At 72.8% G+C, this 15,017-nt stretch carries 12 protein-coding genes; 4 read left to right on the forward strand and 8 right to left on the reverse strand.

Annotation, left to right across the window (positions count from 1 at the left end; all coding sequences use genetic code 11):
* The first annotated feature begins 49 nt into the window (after nucleotides 1-49).
* On the forward strand, nucleotides 50-1,675 hold the full coding sequence (locus H6G99_RS06290) for an ABC transporter substrate-binding protein (protein WP_190610581.1): 1,626 nt from the start codon (nucleotides 50-52) through the stop codon (nucleotides 1,673-1,675).
* Entirely contained in the window at nucleotides 1,672-2,691 is a 1,020-nt protein-coding gene (locus tag H6G99_RS06295) for an ABC transporter permease (RefSeq protein WP_190610582.1), read from the forward strand. The genes H6G99_RS06290 and H6G99_RS06295 overlap by 4 nt, the downstream gene beginning before the upstream one ends.
* A 1-nt stretch (nucleotide 2,692) precedes the next feature.
* On the opposite strand, the gene H6G99_RS06300 is transcribed toward H6G99_RS06295, so the two are convergent.
* On the reverse strand, nucleotides 2,693-4,297 hold the full coding sequence (locus H6G99_RS06300) for an alpha/beta hydrolase (protein WP_190610583.1): 1,605 nt from the start codon (nucleotides 4,295-4,297) through the stop codon (nucleotides 2,693-2,695).
* Nucleotides 4,298-4,377: 80 nt separating this feature from the next.
* Here H6G99_RS06300 and H6G99_RS06305 point away from each other — a divergent pair, with 80 nt between their 5' ends.
* Nucleotides 4,378-5,526, forward strand: a complete 1,149-nt coding sequence (locus H6G99_RS06305) for an MFS transporter (protein ID WP_190610819.1) — start codon at nucleotides 4,378-4,380, stop codon at nucleotides 5,524-5,526.
* Here H6G99_RS06305 and H6G99_RS06310 read toward each other — a convergent pair.
* The 6 genes from H6G99_RS06310 to ychF form a co-directional block, all read right to left on the reverse strand.
* Entirely contained in the window at nucleotides 5,500-5,733 is a 234-nt protein-coding gene (locus tag H6G99_RS06310) for a hypothetical protein (protein WP_094584845.1), read from the reverse strand. The genes H6G99_RS06305 and H6G99_RS06310 overlap by 27 nt on opposite strands.
* Before the next feature lie 34 nt (nucleotides 5,734-5,767).
* On the reverse strand, nucleotides 5,768-6,943 hold the full coding sequence (locus H6G99_RS06315) for a lipocalin-like domain-containing protein (RefSeq protein WP_190610585.1): 1,176 nt from the start codon (nucleotides 6,941-6,943) through the stop codon (nucleotides 5,768-5,770).
* A complete protein-coding gene (locus H6G99_RS06320) occupies nucleotides 6,940-9,576 on the reverse strand; it encodes an ABC transporter permease (protein ID WP_190610586.1) in 2,637 nt (878 codons plus the stop codon). The genes H6G99_RS06315 and H6G99_RS06320 overlap by 4 nt, the downstream gene beginning before the upstream one ends.
* Nucleotides 9,573-10,316, reverse strand: a complete 744-nt coding sequence (locus H6G99_RS06325) for an ABC transporter ATP-binding protein (RefSeq protein ID WP_190610588.1) — start codon at nucleotides 10,314-10,316, stop codon at nucleotides 9,573-9,575. The genes H6G99_RS06320 and H6G99_RS06325 overlap by 4 nt, the downstream gene beginning before the upstream one ends.
* 62 nt (nucleotides 10,317-10,378) lie before the next feature.
* Nucleotides 10,379-11,269: an NAD(P)-dependent oxidoreductase gene (locus tag H6G99_RS06330; protein ID WP_190610589.1), complete on the reverse strand. Its 891-nt coding sequence runs from the start codon at nucleotides 11,267-11,269 to the stop codon at nucleotides 10,379-10,381.
* A gap of 9 nt (nucleotides 11,270-11,278) precedes the next feature.
* A complete protein-coding gene (ychF, locus tag H6G99_RS06335; protein WP_094584850.1) occupies nucleotides 11,279-12,370 on the reverse strand; it encodes a redox-regulated ATPase YchF in 1,092 nt (363 codons plus the stop codon).
* A gap of 172 nt (nucleotides 12,371-12,542) precedes the next feature.
* On the opposite strand from ychF, the gene H6G99_RS06340 reads away from it, so the two are divergent.
* Nucleotides 12,543-13,652 (forward strand): efflux RND transporter periplasmic adaptor subunit, encoded by a 1,110-nt coding sequence (locus H6G99_RS06340; protein WP_233133850.1) that lies wholly within the window; start codon nucleotides 12,543-12,545, stop codon nucleotides 13,650-13,652.
* Here the strand turns inward: H6G99_RS06340 and wecB are convergent.
* Nucleotides 13,649-14,767, reverse strand: a complete 1,119-nt coding sequence (wecB, locus tag H6G99_RS06345) for a non-hydrolyzing UDP-N-acetylglucosamine 2-epimerase (protein WP_190610591.1) — start codon at nucleotides 14,765-14,767, stop codon at nucleotides 13,649-13,651. The genes H6G99_RS06340 and wecB overlap by 4 nt on opposite strands.
* Nucleotides 14,768-15,017 lie beyond the last annotated feature (250 nt).

A 15,017-nucleotide genomic window follows, 5' to 3' on the forward strand; every position in this document is an offset into this window, starting at 1 on the left:
GGACGCGCTGGACAGGCCGCTTGAATGGGCCCCACCGGATCGCAAGGTCTTGCCGACGACCAGGGGGAGAACACGCCGCGGGCCGGCCGCGACGGCCACCGCCCTCGCCACCCTGCTGCTGGCCCTGCCGCTGCTGGCGGGCTGCCAGCCATCGGGATCGCGCCGGTCCCTGGTGGTGGCGACCAAGAGCCGCATCGATTCCCTCGATCCTGTCCAGGCCTCCCGGATCGGGGTGATGCAGGTGCTCAGCGGCCTGGGGGACCCCCTCTATGCCATCGACGCCAGCGGCCGCATCGAGCCGCGGCTGGCCACGGCCCTGCCGGTGCTGAGCCCCGACGGGCTGCGGGCCCGCATCCCCCTGCGCCGGGGGGTGCTGTTCCACGACGGCACCCGCTTCGATGCCGCCGCCATGGCCTTCTCCCTGCGGCGCTTCATGGCGATCGGCACCCTCGGTTACCAGCTGAGCGAGCGGGTCGAGAGTGTGCGGGTCACCGCTCCCCACGAGATCGAGCTGGTGCTGAAGCGCCCCTTCAGTCCCCTGCCGCGGCTGCTCAGCGCCATCTTCCTGACCCCGGTCTCCCCCACCGCCTACCGGCAGCACCGGGACAAGCCCCTGAACGACCGCTTCGTGGGCACGGGCCCCTACGCCCTGGCCTTCTTCGGCGGCCAGCAGCAGCGACTGGTGCCCTGGTCCCGCTACTGGGGCCGGCGGCCGGCCAACGGCGGCATCGACCTGGTCACCCTGAGCAACTCCACCGCCCTGTTCGGAGCCCTGCGCAGCGGCGAGGTGGACCTGCTGCTCAGCAGCGGGCTGGAGATCGACCATCAGCAGGCCCTGAAGCGGGACGCGGCGGCCGGCCGCCTGCGGCAGGCCGTCGGCCCCTCCCAGGAGATCAGCCTGGTTTCGCTGCTGACCGACCAGCCGCCGCTGAACCGGCTTGCCCTGCGCCAGGCCGTGGCCCGCAGCCTCGATCGGGCCACCATCGTGCGGCGGGTGACCCTGGGCCTGCGCTCCCCCCAGCGGCAGCTGGTCCCCCCCGGCCTGCCGGGCTCCGATCCCACCGCCTGGCCGGCCTACGACCCCGCCGGGGCCCGCGCCCTCTACCGCCAGGCCGGGTACTGCGGCGGCAAGGTGCTGACCCTGCCCTTCACCTACCGGTCCGACATCCCCACCGACCGGCTGTTCGCGCTCACCTGGCAGGCCCAGCTGCGAAGGGACCTGGGCGACTGCGTGAAGCTGGAGGTGAGCGGCATGGAGTCGACTACCGCCTACTCCCAGCTCGACAAAGGCGCCCTGACGATGCTCTTCTACGACTGGATCGGCGATTACCCCGATGCGGAGAACTTCCTGATGCCGCTGCTCTCCTGCAGCAAGGCCGAGGGGGAGCGCTGCCTGAAGGGCAACAGCGTGCTGGGAGGCACTTTCTGGACCGCCCCGGGGCTGGAGGATGAGCTGCAGCGCAGCAGCCAGCTGGACGGCCCCGAGCGGATCGCCCTGCTGGTGGCCATCCAGCGCCGGGTCGCCGCCGCCAGTCCCTATGTGCCGGTGTGGCTGAGCGCCCCGGTGGCCTGGGGCCAACGCAGTGTCAGCCGGCCCCGGTTCGACGGATCGGGCCGGGTGATGCTGGGCGAGCTGCACCGTCTCCCCGCCGCCGCCGCGGCGAGGGTGCCATGAGCCGCCGTTCCGACCTGGCGCGTTACCTGGCCTCCCGTCTGGCCCTGGCTCCGGTGATGCTCTGGCTGATCGCCTCGCTGGTGTTCCTGCTGCTGCGGGTGGCCCCCGGGGATCCGATCGACGCCCTGCTGGGCACCCGCGCCCCGGAGGCGGCCCGCGCCGCCCTGCGGGCCCAGCTGGGTCTGGATCTGCCCCTGGCCGAGCAGTACGGCCGGTTCCTCGGCCATCTGCTGCGGGGCGACCTCGGCACCTCGCTCACCAACGGCGAACCGGTGACCGGCATCATCCAGGCCAGCCTGCCCGCCAGCCTCGAACTCGGCGTGGTGGCCCTGCTGCTGGCGGCCGTGGTGGGGCTGGCGGTGGGCTTCAGCGGCATCGCCCGCCCCGAGGGACGCATCGATCTGGCCGGCCGGCTTTACGGCATCAGCACCTACGCCCTGCCCCCCTTCTGGGCCGCCATGGTGGTCCAGCTGGTGTTTTCCGTCTGGCTGGGCTGGCTGCCGGTGGGGGGGCGCTTCCCCGCCACCCTGATGCCCCCGGAAGGCACGGGCTTCTACCTGCTCGACAGCCTCCGGGCCGGCGACTGGGGCCAGCTGGCCGGCAGCCTGCGCCACCTGGTGCTGCCGGCGGCCACCCTGGGCCTGCTGCTCAGCGGCATCTTCACCAATGCGCTGCGGCTCAACCTGCGCCGTGCCCTCGGCTCCGACTACGTGGAGGCGGCACGCAGCCGGGGCCTGAGCGAGCGGCGGGTCGTGCTGCACCACGCCCTGCCCAACGCCCTGCTGCCCGTGCTGACGATCACCGGCATCACGGTGGCCTCCCTGATCGGCGGCGCCCTGCTGATCGAGGTCACCTTCTCCTGGCCGGGCATCGCCTTCCGGCTGCAGGAGGCGATCGCCCAGCGCGACTATCCCGTGGTGCAGGGGATCGTGGTGGTGGTGGCGGCCCTGGTGGTGCTGGTGACCGTTCTTGTGGACCTGCTGGTGGCCCTGCTCGATCCGCGCATCCGCTTCTGAGTCAGGGCTTCAGACCGGCCTTCCAGCGCCGGGCGGCGGCGGCGTCGAGCACGTCGAGGGTCACGCCCTGCTGCACCCGCCGCTGGGCCGGCAGCAGCAGGGGCTGCTCCAGGGTCTGGAGGTATTCGGTGGTGAGGCGCAGCAGCGCCGACTGCACCCGGGCCGGGTCCACCCCCACCAGCTCCTCGTCCAGGCGGAAGAGCACCTCATCGGTGGGCATCAGCCGCACGGGGGAGAAATGGCTGCCCCCCTCCACCATCACCAGCCGGCTGCGGGGATCCCGCCCCTGCAGAAACAGGCGCAGCTGCTCCTCCAGCGGCGGCGTCACCAGGTCGAGGCTGCCGCCGACCATCAGCACCGGCACCCCCAGGGACGCCAGCCCCCGCCGCGGCCAGAGCAGGCTGCCGAAGCTGTTGAGCAGCACCAGTCCCCGCAGGTCGGCGGGGGGGGAGGAGCGCTCCGGCAGGTCGGTGCTGGGCAGCTGGCACTGCAGCAGCCGGGAGGGGTTGGCGATCGGCAGGCGGTCGAGGGCCTTGCGGCAGCGCCCGGCCAGCCCTGCTTCCGGCATCACCCCCGCCGCCAGCAGGGCGGAGAGGGCCCCCATCGAGTGGCCGAGGAGCACCACCCCCCGGCCCCGCACCGGCAGCTCGCCCCGGCGCTGGGCCGCCAGCACCGCCTCGATGTCGGCCAGCCGGATGGCCAGGGTCTCGGCACCCGGTGGGGGCCGCTGGCCGTCGAGGGCGGCCTTGAGGGCAGGGCCGTCACTGCCGGGGTGCTGCACCACCACCACCGGCCAGCCCCGCTCGGCCAGCTCGCTGGCCAGCCAGCCGAACTGGTCGGCATTCCCCCCCAGGCCGGGCATCAGCAGCAGCCACGGCCGCTGCGGGGCCCCGTTCCCCCGGCCAGGGGCCGGCGCCACCGCCGGCCAGATCTCCAGGGGCAGGGGCTGCTGGCGGTGGTCCACGGCCAGCCCCAGCCGCCGGGGGCTCAGGGGGGTGCGATCGGCGAAGGCCAGGGGAACGGTGCGGCGCTCCGGCAGGGCCAGGGCCTGGAGGCGCCGCAGGGCCTGGCGCTGCAGGTCGATCTGCTGGCGCCACTGAACGGCCAGCTCGTAGAGCCCGTCGAGCTGGAGGCTCAGCCGCTGCACCGGCAGGGCCCGCAGCAGGCCGATGGTGGAGACGTCCTGACGGGACTCCAGCAGCCGGCGCAGGGTCGTCTGCAGCACCGCCGTGGTGCTGCGGCCGTCGGCCGTGGTCAGCAGGTCCCCCAGGCGGGCCAGCATCTGGCTGCCGGCCCAGCTGTCGAGCAGCTGCTGGCCGAAGCTGGTGTCCCGCAGCAGGGGGGCGCGCAGCAGGATCCTGAGGTCCTGGCGGCTGCGGGGGTCGAGCAGATCCAGCCAGACCGCCAGATCCCCGCCGCCACTGCTCCGGCCGGCCGGGCTGCGGGTCCAGCCGTCGAGCTGCTCGAGGTTCACCGGCAGCTCCAGCCCGTCAAAGCGGAGCTCCAGCACCTCCGCCGCAGCCACCGGCGGCACGAGGGGCGTCCCGGCGATCAGCAGACTGGCCAGCAGACCCTTGAACTGGCGAAAGCGGAGTGGAACAGGCACAGGGGAGGGCCAGGGCGCGGTCCTGGTTCACCCAGTTTCCAGCAGCCCTGCGCCATCTCGCCCTGATCCGCGTGATCGCCATGCTCGGGGCGGGCGGCGTTCTCTATCTGACGCCGATGGTGTTCCACCAGGCGCAATTCAGTGCGGCCCGAGTCACCGAAGGGCTGGCCCTGGCCGCGGTGGCGGGGACCTTCGGCCGGATCCTCAGTGGTGTCCTGCTGGATCGGGGCCTGAACTGCGCGGTTCCGGTGCTGCTGACGGCCCTGTTGGCCGTCGCCGGCGACGCCCGGCTGATGGCGGCCGGCTCCTTCGGCGGCTACCTGCAGGGGCAGGTGCTGCTCGGCATGGCCGTGGGCTTCTACTGGCCCGCAGTCGAGCTGGCGGTGCCGCTCAGCTGCGCTTCGGTGGGTTCGGGCGCCCCGGTGGGTTCGGGCCGGGCCTTCGCCCTGATGCGCAGCGCCGATGCCCTTGGCATCGCCATCGGCGCCCTGGTGGGGGCGGTGCTCGCCTGGCGGGGATGGCTGCGGGGCATCTACGCCGTAGACATCGGCTGCATGCTGGCGCTGCTGCTGGTGCTGTCGCGCCAGGGGCTGCCGGATCCCAGGCCCAGGGAGCGGCTGGCCCACCCCAGCCCCTGGGGCCCCTGGCTGCCCGGCCTGGCGCCGCTGCTGGCCGTCGCCGTGCTGGCCACGGCGATGCCGGCCCTGATGCAGAGCGCCCTGCCCCTGGAGCTGGTGCGGGGCAGCCTGCTGCGCCGGGCCCTGCCGGTGAGCCTGGGTGCCCTCACCATCGGCCTGCAGCTGGCTCTGCTGCTGCTGCTCCAGTGGCCCGTGGGTCAGGCCCTCGCCCGCCGGCCCGTGAGGACGGGCCTGACCCTGAGCCTGGTCAGCTTCGCGGCCGGCAACCTGCTGCTGGCGGCCTCCGCCTACAGCGAACGGGGTCTGGCCCTGCTGCTGCTCGCCCAGCTGCCCCTGGCCCTCGGGATCGCCTGCTTCCTGCCCACCGCCACCGAGGCGGTGGTGGAACGCAGCCCGATCGAGCACCAGGGCCTGGCCCTGGCGCTGCTGTCCCAGTGCTTCGCCATCAGCGGCTTCGCCGCGCCTCTGCTGGCCGGCCGACTGCTGGACGGCCAAGGGCATGGCGCCGGACTCTGGCTGCTGATGGCCCTGGCCTGCCTGGGGGGACTGCCGCTGGTGCGTGGCCTAGGCCCCCGCCGGGCGCTCCCCTGAGGCGGCGGACTGCCGCTCCACCCAGGCCTCGTGGGGCAGGGGCTCGGTGCCGTACTCCCAGTCGTCGTAATCCGGGTCGTTGCGGATGCGGCGGTGGATCTCCTTCTGGACGTCGAAATTGTGGGGATGCTCGGCGGCAGCCGCGGCGGCGTCGCCGGCCTCCTCCGAAGGGGGGGACGGGATCCCGGGATGGTCCGCTGCTGCCATGGCCCTTCGCTCCTGCTGGGGCCATCCTCGCCGATCACCCACCCCGCAGGCCATCGAGGCGGTCGACGTAACCGGTGAGCTCGCCGTAGCCGCGGCCCCGCAGCGGCCGCTCGCCCCGGTGGCCCTCGTAGCGCAGCGCCCCCTCCCAGTAGGTGGCCGAGGCCGTGGTCAGCTCCTGATCGGCCATCTGCGGGGTGATCGCCAGCTCCAGGTCCAGCCGCGGAATCGTGAGCGTCCAGGCGGCGGGGTAGGTGGCACCGCTATGGGGGCTGCGCCAGGTGCGCTTCACCGTGAGGGTGTAGTCGTCGGCGCCGAGCTCCACCGTCTCGTCGCCGGCGATCCAGCGGCCGCCGCTGAAGGGCTCCTTGCCACCGTCCTCCCGGCGCAGGCCATAGAGCATCAGGGCGGAGCCGTCCTCGAACTGGGCGGAGAACCAGTCCCAGCCAACGGTGCCCGGGCTGAGGACGCTGGTGGAGAACTCATGGTCCTTCCAGCTGACCCCGCGGACGGCGTAGGTGTGGCCCGCCACCGTGACCGTGCCCTCGGTGGGCTGCTGCACCTGGGAGTAGTAGTGCGAGGCGTTGCCCGCTTCGGGCCCCTTGCGGCTGAGGCCGTCCTGGCCCTGGAGCACCGGGGGCCGGCTCTGGGTGAGGCTCAGGTCGATGGCCATGGCGTCGGTGGCGGCCTGCAGCCGCACCCGGTCGGGCCCTTCGGCGCTGATGCGCCAGTCGTTGAGCCAGACCGCATAGGGATCGGCCTCGGCCCCGGCCAGCCCGAGGGCGCCGCGGGCGAAGCGTTCCTCCTCGAGGAAGGAACCGGCGGCGATGTCGCTGACGGTGAAGTGGGCGGAGAAGACCTGCGGGGTGCGCCAGGGGGAGCCGGCGATCGCCGCCTCCGCGGCGGCGGCTTCGGGAGCGGCTGGGGCCAGGGCCTGGCGGAAGATCGTCAGCTGGTAGCCGAAGGGACGTCCGTCGTCGCCCTCCAGGTTGCCCGTGTAGTACCACCACTCGGTCCGGTACTCGGGATGGGGGCCGAAGTCGGCGGGGAACTGCCATTGACGCGGGCTGAAGGCCCGCACGAATCCCTCGGGCTCCGGCGCCTCCCCCCAGCGGATGCCGCTGCTGGCCCCGGCCGGGGCCGCACCGGCCAGGTTCAGCAGCAGCACGGCCACCAGGGCCAGCAGGGCGCGCAGGGGATGGGGGTGGTTCATTCCTGCCGCAGCGCCTCGCTGATGTTCATGCGGCCAAGGCGCAGGGCCGGGTAGAGGCCCGCCAGCACCGCCGCCCCCACCGCGACCAGCAGGGACTGGACGAAGAAGCGGGGCTCCAGGGCGATCTGCAGGGTCCAGCCGAAGGAGCGCACGTTGATCACATGCACCAGGACCCAGGCCAGCCCGTAGCCCAGGGGCATCGAGCAGGTGCCGGCCAGCAGACCCATCAGGCCTGTCTCCAGCAGGGTGAGGCGCCCCAGCTGGAGGGGCGTTATGCCGCCGGCCCGCAGCACGGCGAACTCCCGGCCCCGCTCCAGCTGCAGGCTCATCAGGGTGCTGAAGATGCCGATGAAGGCCACCAGCACCGTGAGCAGCTGCAGGGCGCCGGTGATGGCGAAGGTGCGATCGAAGATCTCCAGCGATCCCTGGCGCAGGGCGCCGTTGGTCTGCACCAGCAGGCTCTGGCGGCTGCGGAAGCCCTCCCGCAGCTCGGCGGCCACCGCCTCGGGCTCCACGCCCGGGGCCAGGAACAGCCCCAGGGAGGCGATGTTGTCGTCATGCCAGAGCTCCGCCACCTGGGAGCGGTCCATCAGCACGCTGCCGCGGTCGGAGGAATAGTCGTAGAAGACGGCGATCACCGGGAAGCTCCTTTCGCCGTCAGGGGTTTCGAGCCTGACCTGCTCCGGGATGGCGCCCTGGCCGTCGCGCAGATAGACGGCCTCGGAGAGGATCACCCCCTCGCGGGCTGCCAGGGCGGCGAAGGGATCGTCGACGCCCGGGCGGACCCAGGCGTAGGGGCGCCGGCCGGCGGAAACGTCGCCACCGGCGGCGATCAGGGTGATCTCCCGGTCCTGGTCGACCAGGTGCACGTCGAAGCTGTTGAAGGTGACCAGGGCCCGCAGGTCAGGGCGCGCGGCGACGGCCCGGACGATGGCGGGATCCACCTTGCCCAGCACCCGGTTGGCGGTGGTGCTGGGCGGAGAGACGAACAGATCGGCCTGGAGGGTCTGGTCGAGCCAGGTGACCACCGTCCCCCGGAAGGAGCCGATCATGATCGAGAGCCCCACGATCACCGACACCGCCACCATCAGGGCCGCCACGGCCACCGCGGTGCGGCTGAGGGAGCGCAGGATGTCGCGGGGGGCGAGGCGGGCCACCACCCCGAAACCGCCGCCGGCCCGGCCCAGGGCCGCCATGACGGCGGCCAGCACGGGTGGCATCAGCAGGGCGGCCCCCATCAGCAGGGCGAACAGGCCGGCGAAGGCGGGCACCAGATCCCGGCTGTCCCAGCGGAGCAGCAGCACCCCCAGGCCGCCGGTGAGGGCGGCCGCGGGCAGGAACCAGGGCAGCAGTCGCTGCCAGCCGGCCTCGAGGCTGGAGCGCTGCAGGGTCATCTGGGGCGGGGTGGCCATCGCCTCCCAGGCGGGCAGGGCCGAGGCCACCAGGGCCGAAGCCACCCCCACGAGCATGCCCTTGGCCAGGGTGAATCCCGAGAGGCTGATCTGCCGCACCGAGACCACGAAGTAGAAGTCGTTGATCGTCTGGGTGATCAGGCCGACGACGGTGCGCCCCAGCACCACCCCCAGCACCAGGCCCAGCAGGGAGCCCACCAGGCTGAACAGGGCCGCCTCCCCCAGGATCAGGGTGAACAGCTGGCCGCGGGTCACCCCCAGGCAGCGCAGCACCCCGAAGAGGCTGCGGCGCTGCACCACGCTGAAGGTGACCGTGTTGTAGATGAGAAAGATGCCCACCACCATGGCCAGCAGGCTCATGGCAGTGAGGTTGAGCTCGAAGGCGGCCGTCATCTGCTGCACGGCATTGCCGCGCGCCGCCGCCGTCTCCAGCTTCAGCCCGGCGGGCAACCAGGTGCGGATGGCCTGCTCCTGGGCGGCGCCCTCCAGGATCAGATCGATGTGGCCCAGCGCCGGGGCCGCAGCGGCGCCGGCGGGGGCGAGCAGGTCCTGGGCGGTGGCGATGTCGACCAGCAGCAGGGTCTCCAGCCCGCGGCGCTCCAGGGCCGAATCACTGCTGACGCTGCCCACCAACCGCAGGGCCGACGTCCGCCCGGCCAGATCGAGATGCAGGGTTCCGGAGGCGTCGGCGGCGCCGGGGTGGAGGCCGTAGCGCGCAGCGGTGTCGGCGGCGATCACCGCCGTGCCGGGCTCGGTGAGGAAGGGAACGAAGCCCCTGCCACCGGATTTCCCGCGGCCCCCTTGGCCATCGGCGTCGCCGCCCAGCAGGCCGCGGAACGGACCTTCGCTGAACAGATCGACCCCCACCAGCCGCAGCAGTTCCCCGTCCAGCTCCTCGGCCCGGCCGTAGGCCTCGATCACCGGCGCGGCGGGGATCTGCGGAAAGCGGCGGCGCAGCTCCACGAAGGTGCTGTCCGGCACGCCACCCGGCCCGATCGCCACAAGGCGATGGCTGGTGCGGCCCGTGATGGCGTCGGTGGAGAGGGAGAAGGCCCGCTGGGCCGAGCCGCTGGCCAGATCGATCGACACCAGCATCGCCACCCCCAGGGCGATGCCCAGGATGCAGAGCAGGTACTGGAGCGGGCGGCGACGCCAGCGCCTGGCCGCGAGGCGCCACAGGGGCCCGTTGCGGACCACGGGCGGTGCATCCCCCTGGCTCATGCCGGCACCGCCGCCGCAGAGGCGGACGCTTCGAGCAGGTGGCCGTCCTGCACCCGCAGCACCCGGTCGGCCCGATCGGCGATGGCCCCGTTGTGGGTGGCCATGATCAGGGTGCGTCCCTGCTGGCGCGTGAGATCGATCAGAAGCTGCAGCACCTGCTCACCGGTGTGTTCGTCGAGGTTGCCGGTGGGCTCGTCGGCCAGGATCAGCAGGGGCTGGTGCAGCAGGGCGCGGGCGATGGCCACACGCTGCTGCTGGCCGCCGGAGAGCTTGTCGGGCCTGGTGGAGGCGCGGTCGGCCAGCCCCACCCGGCCGAGCAGGTCGCGGGCGGCCGACTCCAGGGCCGGCCGGGGCCTGCCCGCCAGTTCACCCGGCAGGGTGACGTTCTCCAGCACCGACAGGGTGGGGATGAGATTGAAGAACTGGAAGATGAAGCCGATGTGGTCGCGGCGGAACAGGGTGCGGTTGCGCTCATCGAGGGCAGTGAGGTCCACCCCGCCGATGGCCACACTGCCGGAGGAGGGGGTGTCGATGCCGCCGATCAGGTGCAGCAGGGTGCTCTTGCCGCTGCCGCTCTGACCGAGGAGGACCACGAACTGGCCGGGGGCGATGGTCAGGTCGACGGCCTGCAGCACCGTCCGCTCGCTCTCCCCCTCCTGGAATCGCTTGCTGAGCCCCCGCAGTTCGATCGCGGAGGCCGGGGGCGCAGCGGAGGGCTCAGCGGGGGGCGCTTCAAGCATTCAGCCAACGGCCTGGCGGCCACCACCACAGGAGCGGCACCAAGGTAGGGAGCCAGGGCTGCTCACCGGGAGCCGGCGCTGAACCAGCGGGCCAGGGCGGACACGTCCTCGTCGCCATGGCCCGCCGCGATCAGGTCGTCCTCCATCGCCGCCACCAGCTCGGCCACCGGCAGCCCCAGGCCCCCGGCGGCGGCGGCCTCCAGGGCGATCGCCAGATCCTTGCGATGCAGCCGCAGGCGGAACCCGAGCGGGAACTCGCCCCGCAGCATGGCGCCGCCGCGGTGCTCCAGGGCCCAGGAGCCGGCGGCCCCGCCGAGCAGCGCCTGCCGCACCTCCTCCATCGGCAGGCCAAGCCGCTGCCCCAGGGCCAGGGCCTCGGCCACCGCCGCGTAGCTGCCTGCGACCAGCACCTGGTTGACGGCCTTCGCCGCCTGGCCCGCCCCGACCGGACCGATCGCCGTGATCGTGCGGCCCACGGCCTCCAGCAGCGGCCGGGCCCGCTCCAGGTCGGCGGCCGCTCCCCCCACCAGCACCGAGAGGGTGCCGGCTCTGGCCCCCTCGGTGCCGCCGGTCACCGGCGCATCCAGATAGGCCACACCGCGCTCGGCCAGGGCGGCGGCCATGGCCCGGGAGGTCTGCGGCGCGATGGTGGAGAAATCGACCACCAGGGCCCCGGGCGCCAGACCGGCCACGGCAGCGCCGTCACCGTCGCCCCCCTCACCCAGCAGCACCGCCGCCACCGCCGCGTCGTCGCTCAGGCAGAGGGCGAGCACCGCGGCGCCCCGGGCCGCCGCCGCCGGCGTGGCCGCCCGTGTTGCCCCGGCGACGGCCAGGGGCAGCTCGCGGTCACGGTGGCGGTTGTGGACCGTGAGCGGGAAGCCCTGGGCCAGCAGGTTGGCGGCCATCGGCGCGCCCAGGGCCCCGAGACCGATGAAACCGACGGGTGTGGCCACGGGGCGTCGTCAGACGTTGAACAGGAACTCCATCACATCGCCCTCGGCCACCACATACTCCTTGCCCTCGCTGCGCAGCCAGCCCCGGTTGCGGGCCTCGGCCAGGGTGCCGGCCTCCAGCAGCTGGGCGTAGGCGATGGTCTGGGCACGGATGAAGCCGCGCTCGAAATCGGTGTGGATCACACCGGCCGCCTGGGGGGCGGTCATGCCGGCGGTGATCGTCCAGGCCCGGGTCTCCTTCTCGCCGGTGGTGAAGTAGGTGCGCAGACCCAGCAGGCGATAGGTGGCGCGGATCAGACTCTGCAGACCGCCCTCGCTCACCCCCAGCCCGGCCAGGTAGTCGGAGCGCTCCTCGGCGGCCAGATCCACCAGCTCGGCCTCCACCTGGGCGGAGATGCGCACCGCTTCGGCCCCCTCCCGGGCGGCCAGGGCCTCGACGGCGGCCACCCAGGCGTTGCCCTCCGCCAGGTCGTCCTCGCTGACGTTGGTGGCATAGATGATCGGCTTGCCGGTCAGCAGGCCCAGGTTGCGCACCAGGGCCTGCTCCTCCTCGGTCAGGGTCACCCGCCGCACGGCGCCGCCCTGCTCCAGTTCCGCCTGCAGCCGGGCCAGGGCGCCGTCCTCCGCGGCGGCCTCCTTGCTGGTGCGCATCTGTTTCTTGAGCCGCTCGCGCCGCTTCTCGATCTGGGCCAGATCCGCCAGGCCCAGTTCCAGGTTGATGATCTCGGCGTCCCGCACCGGGTCGACGCTGCCGGAGACGTGGATCACGTCGTCGTCCTCGAAGCAGCGCACCACGTGGACGATGGCATCGACTTCGCGGATGTTGGCCAGGAACTTGTTGCCGAGTCCCTCCCCCTGGCTCGCCCCCTGCACCAGCCCGGCGATGTCCACGAATTCGACGCGGGTCGGCACGATCTCCTTGGAACTGGAGAGATCGGAGAGCTTCTGCAGGCGCTCGTCGGGAACCGCCACCACCCCCACATTGGGCTCGATGGTGCAGAAGGGGAAGTTGGCCGCCTGGGCCTGGGCGTTGGCCACCAGGGCGTTGAAGAGGGTCGACTTGCCCACATTGGGCAGCCCGACGATTCCGGCTTTGAGCATGGGGGAAATGTAGGGGGCGCCCGGACGGGGTCCTTCGGTCTCCCGCCGTTCACAACCACCGCGCGGGCGCGCGAAACTATCCCAAGCGATCCGCCGGCCCATTCCCGCCATCACCCCCCTGCCGCCGGCCCCCGCTCCGACCCGGGAGGCGCCCCCGCCAGCCACTCCCGCGGTGAAGGGCCGGCGCCGCGGCCGCCGCCGCCGCCTCTGGATCGGCCTGGCGGTGGGCCTGGCCCTGCTCGCCACGGCCGGTCTCTGGCAGCGGCAGCGCCTGCAGGCCGGCCGCGACCTGGCCCCCTTCACCGTGGTGGCCCGCGAGGGCTCCCTGCCCGGGGTGATCACCGCCAGCGGCGAGCTCGATGCCGTCAAGCGGGTGAATGTCAGCCCCAAGCGGCAGGGGGTGCTGCTGGAGCTGATGGTCGACGAGGGCGACAGCGTGCGCCGGGGCCAGCCCCTGGCCCTGATGGATGACGGCGACCTGCGCGACCGGCTGATGGAACTGCAGGCCAACGTTCAGTCGGCGGAGTCGGAGCAGCGCCGCAGCGACAGCGAGCTGCGCCGCAACGAACCCCTGTTCCGCCAGGGGGCGATCAGCCTCGACACCATGAATCGTTTCCGTTCCGAGGCGGAGGTGCGGCGCCTGGCCACCGCCGCTGCCCGGCAACGGCTCCGCCAGCGCATGGTGGAGAAGGACGAGCTGATCGTGCGGGCCCCCTTCGACGGGGTGATCAGCCAGCGCTACGCCGAACCGGGCGCCTTCGTCACCCCCACCACCACCGCTTCGGCCACCGCCGGCGCCACCAGCTCCTCGATCGTGGAGCTCTCCGAAGGGCTGGAGGTGGTCGCCAAGGTGCCGGAAAGCGACATCGGCCGGCTGCGGGTGGGCCTGCCCGCCAGCGTGCGCGTCGATGCCTTCCCCGACCGTCGCTTCCAGGCCAGGGTGCGCCAGATCGCCCCGAGGGCGGTGAAGACCAACAACGTCACCTCCTTCGAGGTGAAGCTCCAGCTGACCGATCCGGCCCCGGAACTGCGCATCGGCATGACCGCCGACATCGACTTCCAGACCGGCACCCTTCAGGCCAGGACCGTGGTGCCCACCGTCGCCATCGTCACCGAGGACGGCCGGCCGGGGGTGCTGCTGGTGGGCAAGGGCCAGGAACCCACCTTCCAGCCCGTGGAGCTGGGGGCCAGCAGCGGCAAGGACACCCAGATCCTCTCGGGCCTGGAGAGCGGCACCCGGGTGTTCATCGACCTGCCCCCCTGGGCCAAGAAGCGCCCCTAGGTGGCGAGGCCCAGGTAGCGGCGCGCCGCCTCGACGATCCGGCCACTGGCCGCCCCGTCGCCGAAGGGGTTGTGGGCGTGGGCCATGGCCCCGTAGGCCTCCGGGTCCTCCAGGAGCCGGCTGCCCTCCGCCAGGATCGCCTCGCTGTCGGTGCCGATCAGCTTCGCCGTGCCCGCCGCCACCGCCTCCGGCCGCTCGGTGGTGCGGCGCAGCACCAGCACGGGCTTGCCCAGGGCCGGGGCCTCCTCCTGCAGGCCACCCGAATCGGTGAGCAGCAGCGTGCAGCCGCGCATCGCCGCCACCAGGCGGTCGTAGTCGAGCGGCTCGATGAGGAAGGCGCGGGGGTGGGAGCCCAGCAGGGCCTGCAGGGGCTCCCGCACCGTGGGATTGCGGTGCAGCGGCAGCAGCAGGGCGGTGTCGGGGAAGCGTTCGAGCAGGGCGAGGAAGCCACGGCCGATGTCCTGGAGGCGCTCGCCCCAGTTCTCGCGGCGGTGCACGGTGGCCAGCAGCACCCGCTGGTTCTGCCAGTCGAGGCCGGGCAGGTCCCAGTCGGGGGCCGTGCTGGCCATCAGCAGCAGGGCATCAATGACCGTGTTGCCCGTGGTGAGGATCTCGCCCACCACCCCCGAGGCCCTCAGGTTCGCCGCCGACTGGGCCGTGGGGGCGAAGTGGAGGCGGGCCAGCTGGGAGATCAGGCGGCGGTTGGCTTCCTCGGGGAAGGGGTCGAGCAGGTCGTCGGTGCGCAGGCCGGCCTCCACGTGGCCGACGGGGATCTGTTCGTAGAAGGCGGCCAGGGCGCTGGCGAAGGCGGTGGTGGTGTCGCCCTGGACGAGCACGAGGTCGGGGCGGTGCTCCTCGAACTCCTGCTTCAGTCCCTGCAGGGCCGCGCAGGTGACGTGGGTGAGGGTCTGCTTCGGGGCCATCAGGGCCAGGTCATGGTCGGCGGTGAGGCCGAACAGATGCATCACCTGGGTGACCATCTCGCGATGCTGTCCGGTGAGGACGACGCGGGTGCGGAAGTCCTGCGACCGCTGGAAGGCCAGGATCACCGGAGCCAGCTTGATGGCCTCGGGGCGCGTGCCCAGAACGATGCTGACCAGAGGCTGTAGGGACACGGGCCGACGCGGATTGGACGATCCTAGGCAGCCTGGGTTCACCACTCCCCCGCCAGGCGGGGCGCCGGTCGTCGCCTTGGTCCACAGATGCGAATCCGCCCCTAGGATCCCCCCGGAGCGTCACATTCGTGTCGGCGAATTCGCCCGCCTCATTCGACCAACGCCATCGACCAGCGGGACCGCCCCGCGCTCCAGCCGCGTTCCTCCATGCCCCAGGCCCCACCACCACCGCCCCCCGTGAGCCTGCAGG

This window comes from Synechococcus sp. FACHB-909 (assembly GCF_014698945.1).
GTDB lineage: Bacteria > Cyanobacteriota > Cyanobacteriia > PCC-6307 > Cyanobiaceae > Cyanobium.

What these genes read in the sequence shown, in the direction of transcription:
- H6G99_RS06295 (WP_190610582.1), top strand. Translation starts at nt 1,672, where the DNA reads ATGAGCCGCCGTTCCGACCTGGCGCGTTACCTGGCCTCCCGTCTGGCC.
- H6G99_RS06305 (WP_190610819.1), top strand. Translation starts at nt 4,378, where the DNA reads ATGCTCGGGGCGGGCGGCGTTCTCTATCTGACGCCGATGGTGTTCCAC.
- H6G99_RS06310 (WP_094584845.1), bottom strand. Translation starts at nt 5,733, where the DNA reads ATGGCAGCAGCGGACCATCCCGGGATCCCGTCCCCCCCTTCGGAGGAG.
- H6G99_RS06315 (WP_190610585.1), bottom strand. Translation starts at nt 6,943, where the DNA reads ATGAACCACCCCCATCCCCTGCGCGCCCTGCTGGCCCTGGTGGCCGTG.
- H6G99_RS06320 (WP_190610586.1), bottom strand. Translation starts at nt 9,576, where the DNA reads ATGAGCCAGGGGGATGCACCGCCCGTGGTCCGCAACGGGCCCCTGTGG.
- H6G99_RS06325 (WP_190610588.1), bottom strand. Translation starts at nt 10,316, where the DNA reads ATGCTTGAAGCGCCCCCCGCTGAGCCCTCCGCTGCGCCCCCGGCCTCC.
- ychF (WP_094584850.1), bottom strand. Translation starts at nt 12,370, where the DNA reads ATGCTCAAAGCCGGAATCGTCGGGCTGCCCAATGTGGGCAAGTCGACC.